Here is a 21,663-nt window from a genome sequence, read left to right as displayed (position 1 = left end):
TGATTATTCGTCGCCGGGGACGCCGTAGGATGGCGCCTCGCGCGGGTCGAGCGCGCGCTGGATGTACGCGTCAAGCTGAGGTTTGTAGATGTCCCAGGCGGTTGCGATGGCCTCAATCGGGCAGTCCTCGGTCCAGTCGCAGCGCAGATCGGCCACGGGCCAGCTGACCTTGTCTACGATCTTCATTCCTGCAGAGTGTATGGGGCCTGCTTCGCCCCCTGCGGCCAAGCCAGCACGCATGGCAGCGATCAGGCGGTCCCCGATATGGCCTGAGGCCGACAGGAACCCATCGACAATGGCTTGTGGGATGCCCTCATTATCCAGAAGGTTACCACCCGAAGCGACGTTTTCCGCCTGCGCCTGTGTCCAGATGCCGAGACTGTTGGGGCCTGAGTGAATCGCGGTACGTCCGGCAATATCCACGGCCAAAACCTGACGGTATTCGATGAAATTTGCCTGGGTGGTCATCGCTTCGATGGCCTCGGGCGCAGTTTTACCACCCTCCATCAGGTCCAGCGTCAGCGGGCCAAGGCTGGGATCGGTCACGTTTTGCGATGCCACAGCCCCGACACCGGCGCGGGCAAAGGAACATCGCGCAGCCACGGCAGGCGAGGAAGACGAAATCGCCAAACCGAACATGCCGGTATCAGCGCAACGGGCAACCAGTGAAAAGGTCATTCGGCTCTCCTAATAAACACAAAGACCGGACCGCGCCGTTGAGGGGAGAAGGGGGGCGCGGTCCGGTTGGATTGATCAATTGGATCAATCGGGAATGACAGCAGTACCGTCGATTTCAACCAGCCATTCAGGACGGGCCAGCGCCTGAACGACGAGGCCGGTCGAGCAGGGGTGAACACCTTTGATATACTCGCCCATGGTGCGATAGACGGCCTCGCGGTGACGGACATCGGTGATATAGACGACGACCTTGACCAGATGCTCCATGGAGCCGCCAGCCTCTTCGATCAGCTGTCTGATATTCTGCATCACTTTGTGGGTCTGTTCGACAGGATCATGGCTGTCGATATTGACCGCATCGTCCAGATTCTGCGGGCACTGACCACGCAGATAGACGGTCTTGCCGCCCTGCGTGACAACGGCCTGACACAGATCGTTGTCCAGATTTTGCTCTGGGTAAGTGTCCGACGTATTGAATTTGCGTATGCGTGTATGCGCCATTTCTGAATCCTGTCTTCTTATTCTGCTGCGGGGGCGATGATGGCGGCTTCGCCATCATAGTCGGCATAGGCCCGCTGGATCGCGATCTGATCGGCGATGTACTTGGCGTCATGCCAGACCCCCCAAAGGAAGGTCGAGCCACGGCGCGACTGCCACGGCAGGCCAAGGAAATACACGTCCGGCTCGACCGACACACCACGCTGGTGAATTGGCGCGCCCTTGTCGTCGAATGCGTCGGCCTTAATCCAGCTGAAATCCTGACGGAAGCCCGTGGCCCAGATGATAGTGCTGATGCCTTCTTGGGCGAAGTCAATCGAGCTGAGCGGGTTGGCCAGGCTGTCCGGGTCGGCAAAGGCTTCGCGCGCTTCGGGCTCTTCTGGCAGGTTCAGGCCGGTGCGTTCCACATAGGCGTCCGCCAGATCCAGCATCTCATGATAGTTGGCATCGCCGGCGGCCACATTGCGCTGCAGGTCGTCGGCAAAGCTCAGAACGCCATTTTCAAAGCTCTTGGTCAGACCAGCCAAAGTGACGCCTTCATTGCCTAGACGGCGGAAGTCCATGGTGTGTCCACCATAGGCGCCGCTGACCGAGATGGTCACATGTTCGGTGCCCGGCTTCATTGCGGCCATGTCCCACAGGCCCAGAACGCCCAGCCACCAGACAAAGTCACGGCCACGGTAGCGGCGCGGCGGCCGGTCATGCGGGCCAACTGACAGGAATACCTTGCGGCCGGCCCGGTTCAGCTCATCCGCGATCTGCGCGCCGGAGGACCCCGCGCCGACAACCATCACGGCCCCTTCGGCTAGTTGATCGGGGTTCTTGTAGTAGAAGGAGTGAATCTGATCGACGCCCGCCATCTCCGGTACGATCGGCGGGATGACCGGATGCTGGAAGGCACCGGTGGCTGCAACGATGCGTTTCGCATGGATTTCACCGGCAGAGGTTTCTACGCGGAAGCCACCTTCACCGGGAATGCGTTCGGCCTTCAGGGCTTCGACGCCTTCGCGGATCGGTGCGTTTACCATATCGGCATATTCGACCAGATATTCGGCGACCCGGTTCTTTGACACGAACGCATCCGGATCGTCGCCGTTGAACAGCAGACTCGGAAAGCGATCATGCCAGGCAGGGCCGTTGGCAACCAGAGCATCCCAGCGACCTGTCCGCCATGCCTCGGCAGTACGGTTCTTTTCCAGGATGATATGCGGAACATTGTTGTTTCCCAGATGCTCGCTCAGCGCGATTCCGGCTTGTCCGCCGCCAACAACCAGCGTGTCCGTTTTTTCGATGGGCATATGTCGGTTCCCTCTAGTTTTAACTCAATCCGGCCCTGAAGGACGGTAATTTCCTGGCTGTGCCGGATCGGGTTTGACAGTTGGTTCCAGTGAAGAACGTTCCTGCAGCCACCAAAAATCGGGGGTCAGCTTACAACCGGTTGGTGGACCCGTACGCGGACGACGGTCACCTAGGGGTTGCAGCTTTCCGTGCCGGTCCAGCACGCCTTGCGCGTTTCGTGGACAAGGTCCCACAAGTTGGAAATCGGCGAAATTATTGTCTAACTTACCCTTAATTAGGCTTTGACTAATCCGCCGGGATTTAGGCTTTGATTGTTTGCTGTTGGCTTTGGTCAGACAGGTAAGGCGCGATCAGATAAAATAGCTCTCCTTGCGAGGAGATCTGGCATTTCCTGTAAAGCTGCTTGCGGATGACCTTGACTGTTTGCGGGCTGATCCCAAGCGTGAGGCCGATAGAAACTGACGAGTGGCCTTGCAGGATTAATAATGCGATTTCGGCCTGCCTTCCGCTTAGGCTGATGCCGAGCTCCGCGGACAATCGGTGACGCAGCAGATCGACAACATCTTCAGGCATATCTTCGTCTCTGGGTGTGAGTTCCGACCAATTTTGCCTGACCAGCGCATTTACAACCGGGGCCAACTGCCGGGCCTCATCCAGATCGCGCGCCGAGAACTTTGACCCAGTCGTCGCATCCCGACCCAAACACACAGTAATCGACACGCCCGACGATGGAGACGAGAAGAACGCGATCTCATCGGCCAACGTGGTGCGTTGATAATAAGACTTGTAGTATTCATTACGTTGAAATTGGTCCGGCGCGATGTCGGTCAGCCGATACATCCCATCCGCCGCCGCGTTGACATGCAGGGAATAGAACGGGTCCAGCAGATAGGCCCCGGTCACATAGTGGCTATCCATACGTTCAAAAACGCGCCGTTCAGCGGCATGGGTCAGAAAGACCTCGGGTTGTTGGTTTTTGAAGAACGCGACGATGGTCATGTTGTCGATGCGCAGGCACGCACTCAGCCAAAAGTGCAGCCGATGTGCGAAACCATCGGCTCCGATGGACAGGATTGCGTCTGCCAGAAGGTCAGGCCTGGGAGTGTTGCCCATGTTTCTATACCTCCTTGGGGGTATATACCCCTGTATCGCCATTCTTGTACAATAATTGTCGAAAATAGGGGGTATATCCAGTGTGAAATGCCCCCCGTTTCTAACAATCGCAACCCGGAAACGGGCAAAACCGCCAGATGCCTAAGGGAGATCCAGCAATGCGCGACCCACGCTATGACATTCTCTTTGAACCGATGAAGATCGGACCGCTGACTGCCAAAAACCGATTCTATCAGGTGCCCCATTGCAACGGCGGCGGCTATCGCGATCCCTCAGCAGCCGCCGCGATGCGAGGCATCAAGGCCGAGGGTGGCTGGGGCGTGATCTTTACCGAGCAGTGCGAAATGCACCACACTTCGGAAATCACACCGTTCATCGAGCTGCGCCTGTGGGAAGACAAGGACATCCCGCAGTTGCGCAAAATGTCCGAACGGATGAAGACTCACGGTGCGTTGGCCGGCATTCAGCTTGCTTATTCCGGCATAAACGGGCCGAACCTGTATACGAAAGAAGTACCACTGGCCCCTTCGGCACTGCCGATCCGGACCTTTACCAACGATCCCATTCAGGCCCGTGCGCTGGACAAACAGGACATCAAAGACCTCCGCCGTTGGTTTGTGAACGCAGCCAAACGGTCCAAAGAGGCCGGATTTGATCTGATTTGCCTTTATGGCGCGCATGGGTTCGGCATCTTCCAGCATTTCCTGAGCCGTGCCACAAACCAACGCAGCGATGAATATGGTGGCTCTCTGGAAAATCGCGCCCGGTTCAGCCAGGAGGTCATCGCCGATATGCGCGACGCCGTTGGCGACTCGATGGCGATTACACTGCGGGTGTCGCTGGACGAAACCATCGGTGAGCTTGGATTCTCGAACGCCGAGGTGCGAGACTATATCGAAATGAACAAGGACCTGCCTGATCTCTGGGATCTGGCGCAGGGCACGTGGGAGGACTGCTCGGGCCCGTCGCGCTTCAAGGAAGAGGCGGCACAGGAACAGTTGGTACGTGGCATCCATGAACTGACTGATAAACCCATCGTCGGGGTAGGGCGGTTCACCTCGCCCGACGTGATGGCCAAGATGGTTAAGTCCGGAACGCTGGACTTCATCGGCTGTGCCCGCCCGTCGATTGCCGACCCATTCCTGCCGAAGAAGATTGAGGAAGGCCGGATCGACGACATCCGTGAATGCATTGGTTGCAACATCTGCATCACCGGCGACATGACCATGTCGATCAGCCGTTGTACGCAAAACCCGACATTCATGGAGGAATGGCGCAAAGGCTGGCACCCCGAGAAGATGAACGAAAAGGGTGACAGCTCGAACGTACTGATCGTTGGCTCAGGTCCTGCCGGGCTAGAGGCTGCCTGGGCCCTGTGCCGCCGTGGCTACGACGTTGCCGTGGCCGAAGCACGCGACGTGATCGGTGGTCGCGTCACCCGCGAACGCGCCTTGCCGGGGCTCAGCGCCTGGGGACGTGTTGTTGATTATCGCGAATATCAACTGCAACAGCGGCCCAATGTCGAAATCTACCGTGAAAGCGAGCTGGATGCCGACAGCATCCTTGAGTTCGGATTCGAGAATATTTGCGTTGCCACCGGTTCGGTCTGGCGCCGCGACGGAGTATCCCGCCAACACGTCGTCCCAATGCCGATCGCAAAGGACGCAAAGGTCTATACCCCGGATGATCTGATGGATGGTTCTATCCCATCAGGCCGCGTGGTGGTTTATGACGATGACCACTATTACATGGGTGGAGTTTTGGCTGAACTTTTGGCCAAGAACGGCGCGCAAGTGACGCTTGTCACCCCTTCCGCCTATGTAAGCGACTGGACGAACAACACGCTGGAGCAAATAGCGATCCATCCACGGTTGGTCGAGGCAGGTGTCGAGATTGTCCTCAATCGGGGCATCACCGAACTACACGCGGACCATGTCGTATCGAACTGCACCTACACCGACCGAACATGGAATATCGAGGCAGACGCTGTAGTCATGGTGGCCTCTCGTGTCGGCAATGACCGCATCTTCGAAAGCCTGTCGCAACGCAAAGCCGAGTGGGCAGATGCCGGAATCAAATCTGTCAAACTGGTGGGGGATGCAAACGCCCCCGGTCCGATCGCATGGGCAACCTATGCAGGGCATCGCTATGCCCGCGAACTGGACGGCCCTGATATCGGAGATGCTCTGCCTTTCCGTCGGGAGATTACGGAGCTTGCGGTCGACTAACCGGTTCTGTCGTAAACTCTGCTTTCGACTATAGCTCCGACCGCGTGTCTGATTGCACGCGGTCGGATAAGACAGCAGCAACCTATGGCAAAGCGCGGGAACTAAGCAGTCATTCGCAATTCAGCTCAAGGGGGCTTTGTCAGATGAGCTGATCAACTGAAGCTCAGCGAGTTCAGACAAAGCCGACAACGGGCGCTGTCTGGCTGAAGATCGGGCGTCGCGCTGTGATCGTTCGATGGGCTTCGTTAGTATGGCCCGATTTCAACAGCAGGTTCAGATAAGTCAGTTCCAAAAGGTCGCGCTGCGCGCGGCTGCCGCCAAGACGGGCGTGATCCGCCATGACCGGTGTTAATTGTTGCAGCGCCTCAGTCCAATCTTGCCGTGCGATCGCACCCCAAGCTCGTGCCACGGGGCGAACAAGATCTGCCGCGAAACCCGACTTTGCTTCGGTCAGGACCGCAAGGCGTTCTCCGTCTCCGGCCATGGCATGGGCCAGCGCGCTATGAATATCCGCAAAACTCATGCCCGGGTTTGGAAAAAACCGTGATGCATAATCGCTCAGGTCGCGCCAGAGTTTGGGTGCCACGTCTAAACCGGCTATCTCGGATCGGTACAGAAGTGCAGCAACATCAGTCAAAACGTTAATAGGTAGCGAGTGGGACACGGCGGGCGCGATAGCGCCGTCGTAAATCGCCCACAGCTCCGCCTCATCTTCCTGCTCCAAAGCCCACAAAGCGCGATGCCAGCTCAGGTGGCCATGCAACAAGGAGCGGGTATCGTAATCCGCGATCCAGTCGGCAAGGTATGTGCGACCAACCTCTCCAGAGCCCTGTTCATAAAGCGTGTGTGCTTTGAAATGTGACGCATTTGCATTTGAATTATTCAAGGCAAGTGAGCGATCCATCATGGACATGGCCTCATCAAGCCGTCCAACCTCGCATAGCGCCTGACCATGCACACTCATGATCCACCAATCCTCGCCCAAGGCATCAAACAGTTGGGTCGTGTAGGCAAGTTGCGCGCTTTCACGACCGGGTTCGCCAGATGTCCCGATCAAGCCGAAAATGTTGGTACAGATTTGTGCGACAAGAACATCGCGCGGGTGATGTGCAGCGTGTTCCTGAACTGCGCTTCGTGCCTCGGACACACGCCCCTGAAGCAAGAGATCGAAGACCGCGAGATGGCCCTCCTCACGCGCGGTCAGCCCAGACGCGCAGGCGCGCGCCGACGCCATCGCCTCTTGTGCGCCAGGCATATCGCTCTCATACATTCGAGCCCGAGCAAGCCCAACGTGACCGAGGGCAAAGTCGGGATCGGCAGTGATGGCTGCGGAAAAGGCATCGCTTGCACCAAACGTTGCTGCAAGTATGTGATCAACCCCTGTCACATAGGCGTCCCGCGCCTCCGGCAGGCTGGTCGTCAGCGTCAGTCCATATCGATCAGTCAGCATGTCCACACTTCCATTTTCAACCGCAAACCCAGGTGCGAGTGCTCGCAACTGTTCAACGCTAGCACAAAAGTTGAAACCCTGAGCATTCAAATAGATAAACGACTGTAGTGCGCAACAAAGTGGACTTTCGCTGCGCAAACACAAATGTCAGCTGTTTTGAGTGTAACGACCTCAGCGAAGAGAAACTCAGACAGAAGGCTGAATTTCTCTGAGGGTTTTGAAAATGTAAGTGGTGCCGCCGTCAAACGCGGGCCACGTAGACCGGGCTGGACCAGGCCTGGAACCCGTCTTCGGTGTAGGCCGCGATCCAGATCTGATTATCGCCTTCATCATGCAGATCGATTTCGACCTCATCGGTGATATTGCGATCTAACGGAGCATCAGGCAGGCGGAAAAGCTTGATCTCGCGCTCCAGGCCGCCGGCTTCCATGCGGATGTCTTCCAGCCCGATATCGGAAAGCGCCGTGATCAGGTCACCCAGATTGGTGGTTATCTTCAACTCGCCTTCGTTGCTGTCTAAATGCATGTCGAAGCCCATGAAATTACCGGTGGTGATGGTTTTCCAGATCACCTGACTAGAGTTGCGCTGCTGTAACAGCGCGTCCGGGTTCCATTTGTTAATCGTTTCAAACCCATTGATCACAGCGTCCGACAGGGTCGCCAGACCATTCCAGGTGGTGTTTCGGCCACGGCCGCGATATTCGGCCCCGCTCCAAAGCACGCGGATGCGATTGCCGAGATCGGCCTCGGTATAAGGGCGCAGAGTTTTCAGAACCTTTTTACCGTTGCGGATTTCGATCCGTTCGATGCCTTTTGCTGCCCGAACATCCAGTGACAGGCGCGCGGTTTTTGACGGGGTTTCGACGATATCACCCATCATCACCTCGCGCACTCTATGGCGCGGGGTATCAGGATTACCCACGGGATTGCGTTCGAACAGTGCACTGTCCTGATCGAAACTGACCTTCACATCCATCGCCATCCGGCAGCCGGTGGTGGCATAGTGATGGCGGCGGCGTTGTGCCTCCATGATGCCATCGCGGGTGTTTTCCGGGGTTATGAAACAGGTCAGCCCGCCATAAGCCCCGAACAGGCTGTCGCCAGGATAGCTGGCGCCGGGACGGCCCTTGTGCCCGTCCGAGTTTGCCACAACGCCTACCCGGCGACCCAGTTCGAACCCATCGGTCAAAACCCATTCGAACGTACCCCAGGCCGAGTGCATTTCAACTGCGGTTTCGATGTTGGGATCATGATCATAGTGGATATTGGCATAGCGCCCACCCACATGGGCATAGACTACCACGTCCTCATCCGTCTCGCGGAAAGCACGGAACAGATCGGTCAGGGTATGGGCGTCGGTGTCATAATCTGTCTGCCCTTCGATCAGGGCATGACTGCAGCGGCGGATCGGGCGGCCTTCAGTGCGGAAGAATACGTTATGGTCTCCGCCAACGGCCGTGTTACCCGACCATTCATAACCGGGCAGAACGGTAAACCGGCCCGGTTCGTCCCATTCGGCGGTTAGCATATGGAGTTTTTCCCAAAAGGCGTCGTTGATCTGGAAGTCGTTGGCCTGATGGCTTGTCACATCCAGAAACGCCTTGTTGCGGGCAAAGTCGAAATAACTTTCGGCCGTATTGGTGCCAATGGTTTCCCCGGTCTGGCCGTGCAGATCGCCCCAGTAACTGGCCACATCCCCTTTGCGGATCAGCAGCGGCCCGGCCTCGGCCACAAGGCTGTCGCCTTCAAAGACTTTGATACGCAACTCGCCTTCGTCCGAAACATTCAACCCTTCAAGGGTCAGTGCGCGATCCTCCGGCGCAAAGGTCAGGGTATTGGGCAGACCGGCCACCGGCAGATTGGCCTCCAGGCGAAGACTGGTGCCTTCGGCCTGCGGGGTCGGGTTGCCCCAGAGGTCTTCGTTTTTGAGCCCCAGCGTAAACGCCTCGCCGGGGCGGCGTAGGGTCGGCAGAACCGCTTTCCAATCAAAGGCCGGGCCGGGCACGATCGGCACAAACATCTGCGGGCCCGGCACTTCGATGAAATGGCGGGTGGCCTGCACATCTGCCAGCACCTTGAATTCCCGCCCACCCTCGATAAAGGTCTGGGCTAGCATGCCGGGTGAGCCACCGGAGGTGTCGCCGAATATGACGGTGATTTCTTCTCCCTCACGCAGGTAACCTCCCTTTTGCTGGATCGTGAGGACCTCGAACCATGGTCGCGTGCCACCGGTTTTAGCGTAGGAAAGGTGCAACTTGCCTTCGCCATTTGATTTCGCGGTTACATAATTGGGTGCGGTCGGGTCGGTGAATTGCGGCATGCCACTGTCCGAGACCATGCGAAACGCGATCTGGATCGCGCCCAGGTCGTCAAGGCCCAGACGCCCAACCCTGTAGGTGATCGTTTCCGTGTGAAACCCGCGCACCTCAACCGGTTTGGCCGGTGTCATTGTAGCGGTGCCGTAGAGGGTCGGGTCGGGGCCGGGCTGAGCCGATGGGGTGAGTGCGCCGACAAGCTCGCGTGCGACAGGGCCATGCGGGTTCGGTTTTTTCATTTTCTCACACTTTCTTTAAGCATTTCAGTGGGAACTCAATGGGACAGAAGAACAGGGATGGCGCATCGCTCCAGCACGGTTGCTGTTACGCCGCCAAATATGTCTTCGCGGAATTTCGAGTGTTCGTAGGCGCCCATAACCAGCAGACCGGCCTGGCGGGTTTCACATTCTTCAAGCAGGGTTTCGGCTACAGATCTGCGTCCGGGTTCGACTTGGTCGTGCTGACAGGTGATCCCGTGACGCTTCAGGACGGTCGTTACATCGATCCCGTCCAGAGGATGGGACAGTTCGCTGCTTTTAACGCTCAGCACGGTGACGCGGCGCTTGGCTTCCAGAAGCGGTATCGCATCGTTCAGGGCACGTGTCGCAGCGCGATTGCCGTCCCAGGCCAAAAGCGCATGATCGGCGAACCGGGCTTCAGTCCATGTTCGCGGAACGACCAGCACTGGGCGGCCGCTTCTGACAGCGATCCTGTCGGGATGAAACGCGGCGCGGTTTTCGGCAAAGACACTGTCGCGACGGCCCACCACAGTCAGATCGTACATCTGCGCATATTCGGAGACTGTGGCGTCCGCTTCAGCACGGCGTGCGATCCAGTGAGTCATTTCGGGGTCGGCGTCCGCGCAGGCGGCATGGAAGCTGGCTTCGACCTGACGCACATGGTTTCGATCCAGGTTCAGGATACTTTTGCGGATGGACGAGCTTAGCCAGGGCTGTTGCCTCAGATCCACCCGCGAATACATCGCCATCAGACCCGTGACGTGCGCTCCATACCGGCGTTGCATATTGAGCGCAGCTGAAAGAGCCGCATCCGAAGACGGGCTGCCGTTATAGGCCACGAGTATGTTGCGCAGGGCCATGGGAAACTCCGTTTATTCCGGTTGTTTTCGCGGACGCGAAAAGAAAATGATGACGCCGAAAGCCAGTGCGATGAAAAAGATCGACGTTGGACTGCGGAACAGAAAGAACGGGTCGCCATCGGTGATTGCAAAGGCCTGCCGGATCGTATCCTCAAGGTTTCGCGACAGGATGAAAGCGATCACGAAGGGCAGGATCGGAACAGACAGTTTGCGCATCAGATAGCCCAGCACACCGAAGCCAAGGGCGAACAGCATCGCCGAGAACGCGGTTTCTTGCGCGTAAATAGCCGTCAACGTCAGCAGCAGAACAAAGGGCATGAGGATCGGCTTTGGAATGCGCACCATCACACCCACAAGCGACATGAAGCGCACACCGGTGAACCAGTTCAGCAGATTGGCCAGAACCATGCAGGTAAACAGACCAAAGGCGATGATCAGCTCGGGATTGACCTCGTTCTCGGTAAAGCGGAAGACGGATGGGCCGGGATTGAAACCGCCGATGCTGTCGGCTGCGAGGATCAGGAACACAGCCCCAACATTGCCTGGTATGCCCAGCGACAGAACAGGGATCAGATTGGCCCCCGAGACCGAAGAATTGGCAGCTTCGGTCGCCGCGATACCTTCGGGCGTGCCTTCTCCGAAGGGAACCGGGCCTTTGTGCATGCGTTGGCCCGTGGCATATCCCAGTGTCGCCGCAAGGGTCGAACCGATACCCGGTAGGGCACCGACCACCGTTCCGATCACGGCAGAGACACCGATAAAGGGCGCCAGTGCCCGTCGCTCACGCCAACTGAGCCGGTTGTCATCGCTGAGAACAGGGTCCGAGACCGTCTGTTGCGCGCGCTTTTCGCGCCACATCTCCTCGAATGAAACAAACAGCTCGCCCAGGATCAGCACACCCAGAACCGCAGTGATCAGCGGTATGCCGTTGGACAGGGCATCCAAACCCATGGACAGGCGGGGATAGCTGTCTTCGCCTGTTCCGATCGAGGCAATCAGCAATCCAAGTCCTACCGCCATGACGCCTTTGAGAGGTGCAGCCCCGACAACGGCGGCAACAAATGACAAGGACAGGATGATCAGGGCCGCCTTTTCAGGAAAACCCAGATAGCTTTCCACCGCGATTGCCAGAAACGGCGCGCAAGTGAACAACACCAGATCGGAAAAGGTATCCCCCGACGCTGACGAGAAATGCGCGACTTTCAATGCCTTTCCTGATTGGCCTCTGCGGGTCATCGGGTAGCCATCCAACGTTGTCAGCAGCGCATCGGGCGTACCAGGCGTGTTGAACAGGATGGCGGGTACTGCCCCCCCGACCGTCGCCCCCTTCATGACCCCTACCAGAAAACCGAATACGGGCAGCAGCGCCTCTTGGCCAAAGCCGAAACTTGACAGCAGAATGGGCAGCGACACGGCCATCAGGAACGGACCGCTAAGCCCCGGTGTGGCCCCCGCAACGATGCCGGCGAAGAACCCGAAGACTATCATCAGCAGCGTGATCGATATCGAAATACCAAGAAGGGTGAACGCTTCGGGCCCTTGAAACACGGCCAGCACACCAGCCCAGACATAGTCGAATGCTGACATTACCAATCTCCGTTCGGGGGCAGAAGGATAGTGTCGAAAGGCAGGTCGAACAGAACGATCAGAAATGTCGTCGCCAAAGCCGAAATAACCGGAATACGCGGGCGAAGCCGCCCTTCGATGATCGAAATCAACCCGGTCAGCATCATCGTGCCACCAAGGAAAAACCCGGTATACTTGAACGGGATATGCCCCCGAAGGCCGCGATACCCGTTTTCGTTCCAGAAAGACAAAAGCGGCCCGGCCCAGAACATGACCAGCAAAGACGTGGCTATCACCCCCAGGAATATCCCAAGCAGCATTAGATCCGACCGTGAAAGGGGTACAGATTTGAATGCGTCAGATGGCGTTGAGCGGCGCAATAGAACGGAGATCAGTTGCAGAAGAGCACAAATCGCAATGGCTGCGGCGGCCAACACCGGCAGGAACGCGTCACCGATTATGGTCTGACGGCGAAAGGTCTCGATCATTCCGGTATCAACATCCCAAGGGATCCAGATACCCAGCGCGGCCAGACCGAAGCACAGGGCAAACAGTGCGAACGCAATCTCAGTCTGATGGGGTGTCATGAGAGTCCTCCGGGTAATGGATACAGAGACCGCGAAAGGGCCTTGCAGCCCTCCCGCAATCCCGGGAGATGTTACTCGGAAGTGACTTTCAGCAGGGCGGCATCGTCCGCCGCTTTCTGGGTCAGATAGGCGTCCAGCTCTTCGCCGTTGATGGCCTGAACACCAGCAAACGCGTTAGTGATAAAGGCGTTGGCCTCGGTGTTTTCGTCGGTGATAATCTCGACAATGGCGTTGGTCAGCGCCTCTTTGGCCTCGGCGGGGATACCTTTGGGTGCAACGAAGATGAATTTGGAGCCGAAGGAGTACGGAACACCGAATTCTTTCAGAAGCGGCGCATCAGGCGATGCCACCAGCGCCTCATCTTCCCCCGAAACAAGGTTGACCAGTTCGCCGCTGGCCACCAGTTTGTTCTGCGGACCCGCGCCCCAGGCGATGTCCAGATCATCGGCCATCACACCGTTCATGCTGCCCTTGCCTCCTTTGACCATAACGGTCTTGAGATCCGCTCCGGTTTCCTTCGATAGCAGATAGATCGCGTCCGCGACCCGTGGGCTGAAAGCTCCGACCGAAATGTCCTCACCGGCTTCGGCGGCCGCGATTACGTCATGCAGGGTGTTCCATCCGCGGTCGGCCTTGGCAAACAGGGCCATTTGGGTGCCTGCCGTGGTGGTCAGCGCCTCGAAATCTTCAAGTGCATATCCCGCGTCCCGCGTTGCAAAGGGGGAATAGGTCAGTGCTTCGGAGACAGTCATGCCGATGGTCATGCCATCGGCGGGATCATTCACATGTTCCCGCAACATCACGGCGCCACCTTTGCCGGCGATGTTTTGCGGGATGATCTCCCAGCCGTGGCGCTTGTTTAGTTCCGTGGCGATCAGGCGGGCCTGGGTGTCTGTACCTCCGCCAGCGCGGAACGAAATCTTGAGTGTGATTGGCCCCGATGGTTTCCACTCATCCGCCATTGCTGCGGTGGTTCCTGTTATGGCCGTTACGGCCAACAGGGTTGCAGTGGCAACTGCTTTGAACATGTCTTCCTCCCTTATGAACACCTTCCGGTTCATTCAGGAGTCATTCTGTCTGCTGATTTGATGATATGTCAACAATAATTATTCAAATGATCAATAAGATGCTACTCGTTGAATTCCATCTCGGACGCAGAAATTGTCTCCAGAGCGGCATTAAACCCCCGTAACGCCTCTTCCCCTATGGCTTTTTCCAGCTCGGTCCGTCGCTCTAGGAATCTTGGCGCAAGCCGGGCAATCAGCGTCGCCCCGTCTTCGGTCATGTGGATCAGTTTCTTGCGCTTGTGAGTCGGATCCGCATGAAAATCGACGAATCCTTGCTCGACCAAAGTCGCGACCATGCGGCTGATAAGGGCGCGGTCCACCAGAATGCGGCGGCTCAACTCGGACACGGTAATCTCTTCAAAGATGCTGACCACGCGCAGGATACGATAGCCTGTCAGCGTCAGGGGGGTGTCTTCGATCAACCGCAGTGTCTGCTGTTCGAGCACCTTGTTGGCGATGGCGACCCGATAGGTAAGGTTGCTCTCCAGCTCCCGTGTCTTTCTCAGCTCCGTTTCAAGCTGTTTTTCACGTATCGACATAGCGATCATCCTTTGTTGACTTATCATCATAAGTAGAAGATTCCATGCCCGGGAAACAAGCCCGTCGGGTACATTAAGCAAATTGACGGCTTAAGGCTTTCGAGGGTGGTTCTCGGTACTGCCATCTGTACCAATCTCAGAATTCGGAAAGGTGCTGATCCAACTGCTTGCAGGAGCTTTTTGGCGAAGCTTGCGGAAATCCGAGGGAACAAACGCCAAATCATTTATGCTCGTCAGTAAAGCTCCAAAGTTTGCGACATATCCAAGCTTGGTTGTCAGGACAAAATATTCCACTAACAGGATTGTCGACAATCCTACAATACTATGATAAAGAGCTCCCACGGGAGAGCCGAGAGCCCCTTGGCCTCAGCAAACTGACCCAACGTGGAGGATAAGCATGACAACCAATTCAACCCTTGGCGCCAAGTTGCGCAATCGGGCGACAGCGCTGACCGTTGCAGCTGGCTTGGTGGTTCCTGGAGCAGCCGTTGCCGAAGAGACCTTTCTGACAATCGGCACCGCAGGCGTAACAGGTATCTATTATGCGGTTGGCGGAGGTATCTGCCGGTTGGTCAACAAAGACCGCAAGGAACACGGTATCCGTTGTTCGGTCGAAAGCACCGGCGGATCGGTTTACAATCTGAAAACCATTCGCTCAGGCGAGTTGGAAATGGGGACCGTTCAGTCAGACTGGCAGTTCCACGCCTACAACGGTACCAGCGTGTTCGAAGAAGATGGGCCGCATGAAGATTTGCGTGCAGTCTTCTCATTGCACCCCGACACTGTAATTGTTGCCGCGCGCACGGATACCGGCATCAAAACGCTTGATGATCTGAAGGGTAAAACCGTTAACCTCGGCAATCCGGGTTCGGGTACACGCGCTACAGCAGACGTTCTGGTGGACGCTCTCGGTTGGAGCCATGATGATTTTGCTCTGGTGACCGAGTTGAAATCGGCCGAGCAGTCCGCTGCTTTGTGTGACGGCAATATTGACGCTTTCCTGATGGTCGCGGGCAACCCGGTTGCCAACGTTTTGGAGGCGGCAACGACCTGCAACATCAATATCATTCCCGTCACCGGAGATGCCGTGGACGAGCTGGTTGAAAGCAAGTCGTTCCTGGGTCACGTGACCATTCCTGGCGGCCTGTACCGGGGGGTCGATGAAGGCGTTCCAACCTATGGTCTGTCGGCTACCTTTGTAACCCGCGCAGATGTTGACGATGAGGTTGTTTACCAGATGGTGAAAGCCGTGTTCGACAATTTCGATACCTTCAAGGCAATGCACCCCTCGTTCGCCAATCTGGACAAAGAGCTGATGGTCTCTCAGGGGCTGACCGCACCGCTGCATCCGGGCGCGGAGCGCTACTACCGTGAAGTTGGCTTGATTAAATAAAAGCCGCGCAAAAGGGCATTTATGCCCTTGCGCACTTGGGGCGCTCTCTCCCTGGCGCCCCAAAGGAAAGTCCTCCTTCGGGTGGGCTTTCGTCCCAGTCACAAATGCGAGCAACGAACCCATGTCTGATGCAATTCACAGCCATTCCACCCATGACGCAGAAGAAGATGCGCGGAACCAGGATATCAAAATCTATGTGAATGGTGAGATTGTTCACCGGGATGAAGCCAAAGTCTCGGTTTATGACTCCGGGTTCATGCTGGGGGACGGCATGTGGGAAGGCATGCGGCTGTATAATGGGAAATGGGCTTTCTTCGATGAGCACATGGATCGCCTCTACAATAGCTGCAAATCCGTATCTATCGACATAGGCCTAAGCAAAGAAGAATTGCTGGACGCCATGAACCGCACGGCGGCCGCCAACGGCATGACAAGCGATGCTCATTGCCGCCTCATGATTACTCGGGGCCGCAAGGCGAAACCGTTCCAGCACCCGGGGTTGTCACGGTTTGGTTCTACAGTCGTAATCATTGCCGAGCACTCCAAGCCGAAATCCAGCTTGCATAGCGCTGGCATTCGTCTGGCAACAGTTCCCCAAGTGCGCGGCCTGCCGATGAGTCAGGATGCAAAGTTCAATAGTCATTCGAAGTTGAACTGCGTTATCGCTTGCCTGCAAGCCGAACAGGCGGGCGCAGACGAAGCGTTAATGTTGGATCCGCATGGGTTTGTGAACACCACCAACGCCTGCAATTTCTTCATCGTGCGCCGGGGCGAGGTTTGGACCTCGACCGGGGATTATTGCATGAACGGTGTCACTCGGCAGAAAGTCATCGATTTGTGCCGTCAGGACGGAATCCCGATCTTTGAAAAGAACTACTCCCTTTATGAAGCTTATGGCGCGGACGAAGCGTTTCTGACCGGCACTTTCGGTGCGCAAACCCCAGTTGCTGCAATCGACGGGAAACCCATCGGGACAGGAGACAGGCCAATCATGGCTCGCTTGCAGCAGCTCTACAAAGAGCTGGTCGCACAAAACACACAAGGCTGAGGCCGATCATGCTGGACAAGATCGAAACGCTGCTGCTGGTAGGCTGCGGAAGAATGGGAGGCGCCCTGCTGAGAGGGTGGTTTGAAGCTGGTCTGAAACCCGCACAGGTCAGCGTAATTGACCCACATCCTGCTGATTGGTTGCTTGCACTGCAAGGGCAGGGCATCTCAATCAATGTTCAGCCTCTGACCGCCCCCGACGTCGTCGTGATCGCGACCAAACCGCAGATGATGCAAGTGGCCGTCCCCGGCCTGAAAGAATTTGGCAACGGCCAAACCCTGTTCCTGTCAATTGCCACAGGAACCTTGATTGACAGCTTTGAAAGCATGCTGGGGGCGGCGACCCCGATCGTTCGGGCCATGCCCAATACTCCAGCAGCGATAGGGCATGGTGTCAGTGGCATCGTCGGCAACGCGGCCGCCGGTAATCAGATGCCGTTGGCCGTTGCATTGATGCAGGCTGCGGGACACGTTGTTGAACTGGAAACCGAAGATCAGATGCACGCGGTCACCGCCCTGTCCGGATCTGGACCGGCTTATGTGTTTGCGATGACCGAAGCGCTCATCGCGGCGGGACAGTCTGTTGGGCTCACAGCCAAGATGGCGCAGGAACTTGCCGTCGCGATGGTCGCCGGTTCCGGCCAACTGATTGTCCAAAGCAAAGAAGATCCTGCTGAGCTTCGGCGTCAGGTGACCTCGCCCAATGGAACCACCGCAGCTGGCTTGGCCGAACTGCAATCCCCGCAAAACGGAATTGATGCCCTGATTAAGGAAACCGTTCAGGCAGCGCACGATCGGTCGATTGAATTGGCCCAAGGGACATAACGGCCCCCCAAACTGCAACAGGTATGCACCTGCAGGAGAGCGTAATATGATCAAGGACACCTCCGAAACGCACCAGTATACCGAGGAAGAGCTGCAAGAGCTTGTCGCTTCGTCCGATGCCGGAGCCCGCAATCCCGCTAGCACAGTCGGTATCGTCATGGCCGTAACGGCCATTGTGTGGTCTCTTTTTCAGGTTGTTCTGGCGTCTCCACTGGTGAACCACCTGCTACCGGCAGATGTCATTAACAATTCACGTCAATTCCACCTGATGTTTGCCATCTTTCTGGCTTTCCTGGCCTATCCTGCATTCAAGTCCAGCCCGCGCGACCATGTCCCGTACGTCGATTGGGCACTGGCGTTGGCCGGGTCCTTTGCCGCGATTTATGGATTTATCTTCTATGACAAGATCGTCCGCGCCGGAGGCATCGCTGATGAAGTAGACAAATGGGTAGCTCTGGGCGGTCTGCTGTTGCTGTTCGAAGCGGCCCGTCGCGCGCTTGGTCCCGCAATGGCCATCATCGCCTGCATCTTCCTGGCTTACATCTTCTTTGGCTCTTCCGAATACGTGCCCGAGGTCATCCGCTGGAAAGGCGCGTCGCTGACCAAGGCCATGAGCCACCTCTGGACCACCTCCGAAGGTGTTTTCGGCCTGCCGCTGAGCGTGTCGACAAAGTTCGTCTTCCTGTTCGTCCTCTTCGGTGCATTTTTGGAGAAAGCCGGCGCGGGGAATTATTTCATCCAACTGGCCTTTGGCGCACTTGGCCACCTGCGCGGTGGCCCGGCCAAGGCGGCCGTTGTCGGCTCGGCTGCGACCGGGCTGATCTCTGGTTCATCCATTGCCAACGTTGTGACCACCGGCACCTTCACCATCCCACTGATGAAACGGGTAGGCTTCACCTCGGAACAGGCCGGATCGGTCGAAGTCGCATCGTCCGTCAACGGTCAGATCATGCCCCCTGTGATGGGCGCCGCGGCATTTCTGATGGTGGAATATGTGGGTATTCCTTATGTGCAGGTCATCACGCATGCCTTTGTACCTGCAGCCATTTCCTATGTTGCGCTGGTCTATATCGTTCACCTAGAAGCCGTAAAACGCAACATGCCGACACTTGGTGACCGGGCTGTGCCCCTTGCCAGTACGATCGGGGGAATGTTCGCGTTTTTTGCGGGCTTCGCCCTGCTTTGCTATGCGATGAAATACCCGGTTCTTTGGGTGACATCTCTGGTTCCCGATGGCGCTGGCTGGGTTTTGGCGGTCTTGTTGGGTCTGACCTATCTGGGTCTGTTGGCCATTGCTGCGCGTCATGACGATCTGGAACCGGACGATCCGAACGCCAAGGAGGTGCACCTGCCTGTGGTGTCGGAAATCTACAAAAGCGGGCTGTACTTTCTGCTGCCGATCATCGTGCTAGTCTATTTTCTGATGATCGAGCAGAAATCCCCGGGCTTGTCGGCCTTTTGGGCCACGATGCTCCTGTTCGTCATCCTGTTAACTCAGAGACCGCTCAAGGCTTTGCTACGTGGTCAGACCAATTATGCCGAACAGATTCAGGGCGGCGTTCGTGATGTCATCGCGGGTCTGATTGACGGTGCTCGGAATATGATCGGGATCGGCCTGGCGACGGCAACGGCGGGCGTCATTGTCGGAACAGTGACACTGACCGGGGTTGGCCAAGTTATGGCGGATCTGGTCGAGTTTCTTTCGGGTGGAAACCTGATTGCCATGCTGGCCTTGGTTGGCTTTCTCTCCCTGTTTCTTGGCATGGGCTTGCCAACCACAGCAAACTACATCGTCGTCAGCTCGCTTTTGGCGGCCGTCGTGGTTGAACTGGGCGCGCAAGCCGGGTTGGTGGTTCCGCTGATCGCGGTTCACCTATTTGTCTTCTACTTTGGCATCATGGCCGACGTGACGCCGCCCGTTGGGTTAGCCAGCTTTGCTGCCGCCGCAGTTTCCGGGGGCGACGCCATCAAGACAGGCTTCATAGCCTTTTTCTACTCGCTGCGCACTGTGGCGCTGCCGTTCGTGTTTATATTCAACACGGATCTGCTGCTGATTGATGTTACGGTCTGGCAAGGCGTTTTCATCTTCATCATAGCTTCAATCGCAATTCTGGTGTTTACCGCAGGCACAATGGGATGGTTCGTCACGCGTAGCCGGATTTATGAAAGTGCTGCGCTCGTATTGATCGCCTTTGCACTGTTCCGCCCGGATTTCTTTCAAGACCGCATTCAGCCCCCGTATGTGCAAAACGAAGTCTTCGCATTGGAAACATTGCTGGATGCAGCTGCGGAGGGTGATGAAATTCGCGTTGTTGTGAACGGTCCGGATTTTGATACCCTCGAACTCAAGGACCTGACACTAAAGATTGACGTGCCTGCCGGTGCTTCCGGAGCGGAACGACTGGGTAAACTTGGGTTGCTTCTGGTGTCTGACCGCGAAACGACCACGTTGGAAGAGCCTTTTGGCGGCACTCCTTTTTTCGGACCGCTATCCAAGTTCGATTTCTATGCAGACGCTCCGGTTGAGGTCAAAGTGGTTCTAACCACTGCGGACAGAATGCCGAAAGAGCTGATCTACATTCCAGCGTTTCTGCTGTTGGGTCTGATTGCATTTCTTCAGAATAACCGCGCAAATCGGCAAGAGGTGGTGGCATGACCAAACGTATTCTCTGCGCAATTGACGTATCTCAGGCTGACCACGATTTAGCTGTTCTAACCGAAGCGGTTTCTTTGGCGCGGTCAAATGCTGCGCATCTGGATGTTTTGTCTGTTCTGCCCGACTACGGTACAAGTTTTGTGGGAAGCTTCTTCAAAGATAACCATCACGCCCAAATAAAACAGTCGGCGCGGGAGCACCTGGATGAAATGGTAAAGGGTGCTATTGGGGAAGACTCCGATCTGTTGATCCGGAAAGTGATCGCCACGGGTTCGACTTACGAAGAAATCCTGAAAACAGCCGAGACAACGGGCTGCGGGCTCATCGTCATCGGCGCGCATAAGCCCAACTATCAGGACTATCTATTAGGCCCCAACGCGGCTCGTGTGGTCCGGCATGCGCCATGTTCGGTATACGTTGTCCGGTAGGTGATCGGACAAAGGTCGCACGGTTTTGAGCCGGAGACCTGCATCTGCCACTTTATTCCAGCGGCAGGGCTGCCAGTGCCTTTCGCATTCCCTGGCGCATGTGGTCAGTGAGATGGTCCAGCATAGCGCTCAAATCGTCTCCACAAGCCAATGTGACATACAGTTCATGCGCATCGCGCTGCGGGCCGGCTCTTTCGTGCGCCTGCTGATGAATGGTGAAGTAAAAGCTCAGATTGGGGCGTAGTTGGTTCCAGCTTTTTTGAAGCAGCGAATGTTCCGACAATTCGTAACACCAACTGTGTAAAACAAGTTCCCGCTCAATTGCTTCATGAGGGTTGCAATTATCGTCCACGACGCTGGTCAGTCGATGGTTTCGCTCGTGAAGGTCATCAAAGCTAGCCTGAGTACGCTTGTTCCAACATTCCTGGAACGCAAATTGCTCAAGTGTGAGCCGCATCGAATACAACTCTTCAACATCGCGTCTGGTCACGCCGCGCACAAAAATGCCGGTGTATGGTTTGCTGACCAGAAGCCCGGTATCGACAAGCTCGCGAATGGCTTCCCGCAGAGGACCACGGCTGATCCCCAGCGCTTTTGCCAAACCGGCCTCGGTTAGCCTCTCTCCTTTACTAAGCTGTCCAGAAACAATCAGTGACGTTAACTGATCGACAGCCTGTTCACGTAAGGTTCTGGAGCTCAAAGGTTTTAGGTCGCTCAGTGACATTCGTTTGACGTACTCTTATTGCCAGCAAATCAATGCAAATAGTGTCAGTAAGTTCAAATTAGCTCTTTGTTGACAATAAAACAATCAGAAGGCGCGCCCTTTGATGATTTTGGGATGCGTCAATTCACTTATGCTCGTCAGTAAAACCCCA

Annotated in this window: 18 protein-coding genes; 6 read left to right on the top strand and 12 right to left on the bottom strand. The window is 56.5% G+C overall.

The window, feature by feature from the left end; translation table 11 throughout:
* Nucleotides 1-3 precede the first annotated feature (3 nt).
* The 4 genes from ACR0NW_RS12890 to ACR0NW_RS12875 all read right to left on the bottom strand — a co-directional run bounded on the left by ACR0NW_RS12890 (nt 4) and on the right by ACR0NW_RS12875 (nt 3,588).
* Nucleotides 4-678 (bottom strand): DUF1028 domain-containing protein, encoded by a 675-nt coding sequence (locus tag ACR0NW_RS12890; RefSeq protein WP_480450188.1) that lies wholly within the window; start codon nt 676-678, stop codon nt 4-6.
* Nucleotides 679-762: 84 nt separating this feature from the next.
* Nucleotides 763-1,179 carry a RidA family protein gene (locus ACR0NW_RS12885; protein ID WP_170653182.1) on the bottom strand — a complete coding sequence of 139 codons (417 nt, stop codon included), beginning with the start codon at nt 1,177-1,179 and terminating at the stop codon, nt 763-765.
* 17 nt (nt 1,180-1,196) lie between these two features.
* Entirely contained in the window at nt 1,197-2,474 is a 1,278-nt protein-coding gene (locus tag ACR0NW_RS12880; RefSeq protein WP_480450189.1) for a flavin-containing monooxygenase, read from the bottom strand.
* Between the two features lie 301 nt (nt 2,475-2,775).
* Nucleotides 2,776-3,588 carry a helix-turn-helix transcriptional regulator gene (locus tag ACR0NW_RS12875; RefSeq protein ID WP_480450190.1) on the bottom strand — a complete coding sequence of 271 codons (813 nt, stop codon included), beginning with the start codon at nt 3,586-3,588 and terminating at the stop codon, nt 2,776-2,778.
* A gap of 158 nt (nt 3,589-3,746) precedes the next feature.
* Between ACR0NW_RS12875 and ACR0NW_RS12870 the strand changes: the two genes are divergently transcribed.
* Nucleotides 3,747-5,816, top strand: coding sequence for an oxidoreductase (locus tag ACR0NW_RS12870; protein ID WP_480450191.1), 2,070 nt, complete (start codon nt 3,747-3,749; stop codon nt 5,814-5,816).
* Nucleotides 5,817-5,988: 172 nt separating this feature from the next.
* Here the strand turns inward: ACR0NW_RS12870 and ACR0NW_RS12865 are convergent, their stop codons facing one another.
* From ACR0NW_RS12865 to ACR0NW_RS12835, 7 genes are all read right to left on the bottom strand, one after another.
* Nucleotides 5,989-7,266 carry a tetratricopeptide repeat protein gene (locus ACR0NW_RS12865; protein ID WP_480450192.1) on the bottom strand — a complete coding sequence of 426 codons (1,278 nt, stop codon included), beginning with the start codon at nt 7,264-7,266 and terminating at the stop codon, nt 5,989-5,991.
* A gap of 241 nt (nt 7,267-7,507) precedes the next feature.
* Entirely contained in the window at nt 7,508-9,820 is a 2,313-nt protein-coding gene (locus tag ACR0NW_RS12860; protein ID WP_480450193.1) for a DUF3604 domain-containing protein, read from the bottom strand.
* A 35-nt stretch (nt 9,821-9,855) separates the two neighbouring features.
* Complete coding sequence (locus ACR0NW_RS12855; protein ID WP_480450194.1) at nt 9,856-10,680, bottom strand: universal stress protein; 825 nt, start codon at nt 10,678-10,680, stop codon at nt 9,856-9,858.
* 12 nt (nt 10,681-10,692) lie between these two features.
* On the bottom strand, nt 10,693-12,267 hold the full coding sequence (locus ACR0NW_RS12850; RefSeq protein ID WP_480450195.1) for a tripartite tricarboxylate transporter permease: 1,575 nt from the start codon (nt 12,265-12,267) through the stop codon (nt 10,693-10,695).
* Nucleotides 12,267-12,833, bottom strand: coding sequence for a hypothetical protein (locus ACR0NW_RS12845; RefSeq protein ID WP_480450196.1), 567 nt, complete (start codon nt 12,831-12,833; stop codon nt 12,267-12,269). The genes ACR0NW_RS12850 and ACR0NW_RS12845 overlap by 1 nt, the downstream gene beginning before the upstream one ends.
* A gap of 71 nt (nt 12,834-12,904) precedes the next feature.
* A complete protein-coding gene (locus ACR0NW_RS12840) occupies nt 12,905-13,861 on the bottom strand; it encodes a tripartite tricarboxylate transporter substrate-binding protein (protein WP_480450197.1) in 957 nt (318 codons plus the stop codon).
* A 101-nt stretch (nt 13,862-13,962) separates the two neighbouring features.
* Complete coding sequence (locus tag ACR0NW_RS12835; RefSeq protein WP_480450198.1) at nt 13,963-14,439, bottom strand: MarR family winged helix-turn-helix transcriptional regulator; 477 nt, start codon at nt 14,437-14,439, stop codon at nt 13,963-13,965.
* 397 nt (nt 14,440-14,836) lie between these two features.
* Between ACR0NW_RS12835 and ACR0NW_RS12830 the strand changes: the two genes are divergently transcribed.
* The 5 genes from ACR0NW_RS12830 to ACR0NW_RS12810 all read left to right on the top strand — a co-directional run bounded on the left by ACR0NW_RS12830 (nt 14,837) and on the right by ACR0NW_RS12810 (nt 20,788).
* The gene (locus tag ACR0NW_RS12830; RefSeq protein WP_480450199.1) at nt 14,837-15,832 is read left to right on the top strand and encodes a TAXI family TRAP transporter solute-binding subunit; all 996 of its coding nucleotides are present in this window, start codon (nt 14,837-14,839) and stop codon (nt 15,830-15,832) included.
* Nucleotides 15,833-15,953: 121 nt separating this feature from the next.
* Entirely contained in the window at nt 15,954-16,880 is a 927-nt protein-coding gene (locus ACR0NW_RS12825; RefSeq protein ID WP_480450200.1) for an aminotransferase class IV, read from the top strand.
* A gap of 8 nt (nt 16,881-16,888) precedes the next feature.
* Nucleotides 16,889-17,704 (top strand): pyrroline-5-carboxylate reductase, encoded by an 816-nt coding sequence (proC, locus tag ACR0NW_RS12820; RefSeq protein ID WP_480450201.1) that lies wholly within the window; start codon nt 16,889-16,891, stop codon nt 17,702-17,704.
* A 46-nt stretch (nt 17,705-17,750) separates the two neighbouring features.
* On the top strand, nt 17,751-20,360 hold the full coding sequence (locus ACR0NW_RS12815; RefSeq protein WP_480450202.1) for a TRAP transporter permease: 2,610 nt from the start codon (nt 17,751-17,753) through the stop codon (nt 20,358-20,360).
* Nucleotides 20,357-20,788: a universal stress protein gene (locus ACR0NW_RS12810; protein ID WP_480450203.1), complete on the top strand. Its 432-nt coding sequence runs from the start codon at nt 20,357-20,359 to the stop codon at nt 20,786-20,788. The genes ACR0NW_RS12815 and ACR0NW_RS12810 overlap by 4 nt, the downstream gene beginning before the upstream one ends.
* A 52-nt stretch (nt 20,789-20,840) precedes the next feature.
* On the opposite strand, the gene ACR0NW_RS12805 is transcribed toward ACR0NW_RS12810, so the two are convergent.
* Nucleotides 20,841-21,512 carry a GntR family transcriptional regulator gene (locus tag ACR0NW_RS12805; protein WP_480450204.1) on the bottom strand — a complete coding sequence of 224 codons (672 nt, stop codon included), beginning with the start codon at nt 21,510-21,512 and terminating at the stop codon, nt 20,841-20,843.
* Nucleotides 21,513-21,663: the final 151 nt, after the last annotated feature.

The sequence above is a fragment of the Ruegeria sp. CF5 genome, from assembly GCF_056537325.1.
The sequence above is the reverse complement of the archived record's forward strand: the minus strand, read 5'-3'. Positions and strand labels throughout refer to the sequence as shown.

Bases quoted from the DNA above. Each gene is read 5' to 3' on its own strand.
- ACR0NW_RS12890 (WP_480450188.1), bottom strand. From the start codon at position 678: ATGACCTTTTCACTGGTTGCCCGTTGCGCTGATACCGGCATGTTCGGT.
- ACR0NW_RS12885 (WP_170653182.1), bottom strand. From the start codon at position 1,179: ATGGCGCATACACGCATACGCAAATTCAATACGTCGGACACTTACCCA.
- ACR0NW_RS12880 (WP_480450189.1), bottom strand. From the start codon at position 2,474: ATGCCCATCGAAAAAACGGACACGCTGGTTGTTGGCGGCGGACAAGCC.
- ACR0NW_RS12875 (WP_480450190.1), bottom strand. From the start codon at position 3,588: ATGGGCAACACTCCCAGGCCTGACCTTCTGGCAGACGCAATCCTGTCC.
- ACR0NW_RS12870 (WP_480450191.1), top strand. From the start codon at position 3,747: ATGCGCGACCCACGCTATGACATTCTCTTTGAACCGATGAAGATCGGA.
- ACR0NW_RS12865 (WP_480450192.1), bottom strand. From the start codon at position 7,266: ATGCTGACTGATCGATATGGACTGACGCTGACGACCAGCCTGCCGGAG.
- ACR0NW_RS12860 (WP_480450193.1), bottom strand. From the start codon at position 9,820: ATGAAAAAACCGAACCCGCATGGCCCTGTCGCACGCGAGCTTGTCGGC.
- ACR0NW_RS12855 (WP_480450194.1), bottom strand. From the start codon at position 10,680: ATGGCCCTGCGCAACATACTCGTGGCCTATAACGGCAGCCCGTCTTCG.
- ACR0NW_RS12850 (WP_480450195.1), bottom strand. From the start codon at position 12,267: ATGTCAGCATTCGACTATGTCTGGGCTGGTGTGCTGGCCGTGTTTCAA.
- ACR0NW_RS12845 (WP_480450196.1), bottom strand. From the start codon at position 12,833: ATGACACCCCATCAGACTGAGATTGCGTTCGCACTGTTTGCCCTGTGC.
- ACR0NW_RS12840 (WP_480450197.1), bottom strand. From the start codon at position 13,861: ATGTTCAAAGCAGTTGCCACTGCAACCCTGTTGGCCGTAACGGCCATA.
- ACR0NW_RS12835 (WP_480450198.1), bottom strand. From the start codon at position 14,439: ATGTCGATACGTGAAAAACAGCTTGAAACGGAGCTGAGAAAGACACGG.
- ACR0NW_RS12830 (WP_480450199.1), top strand. From the start codon at position 14,837: ATGACAACCAATTCAACCCTTGGCGCCAAGTTGCGCAATCGGGCGACA.
- ACR0NW_RS12825 (WP_480450200.1), top strand. From the start codon at position 15,954: ATGTCTGATGCAATTCACAGCCATTCCACCCATGACGCAGAAGAAGAT.
- proC (WP_480450201.1), top strand. From the start codon at position 16,889: ATGCTGGACAAGATCGAAACGCTGCTGCTGGTAGGCTGCGGAAGAATG.
- ACR0NW_RS12815 (WP_480450202.1), top strand. From the start codon at position 17,751: ATGATCAAGGACACCTCCGAAACGCACCAGTATACCGAGGAAGAGCTG.
- ACR0NW_RS12810 (WP_480450203.1), top strand. From the start codon at position 20,357: ATGACCAAACGTATTCTCTGCGCAATTGACGTATCTCAGGCTGACCAC.
- ACR0NW_RS12805 (WP_480450204.1), bottom strand. From the start codon at position 21,512: ATGTCACTGAGCGACCTAAAACCTTTGAGCTCCAGAACCTTACGTGAA.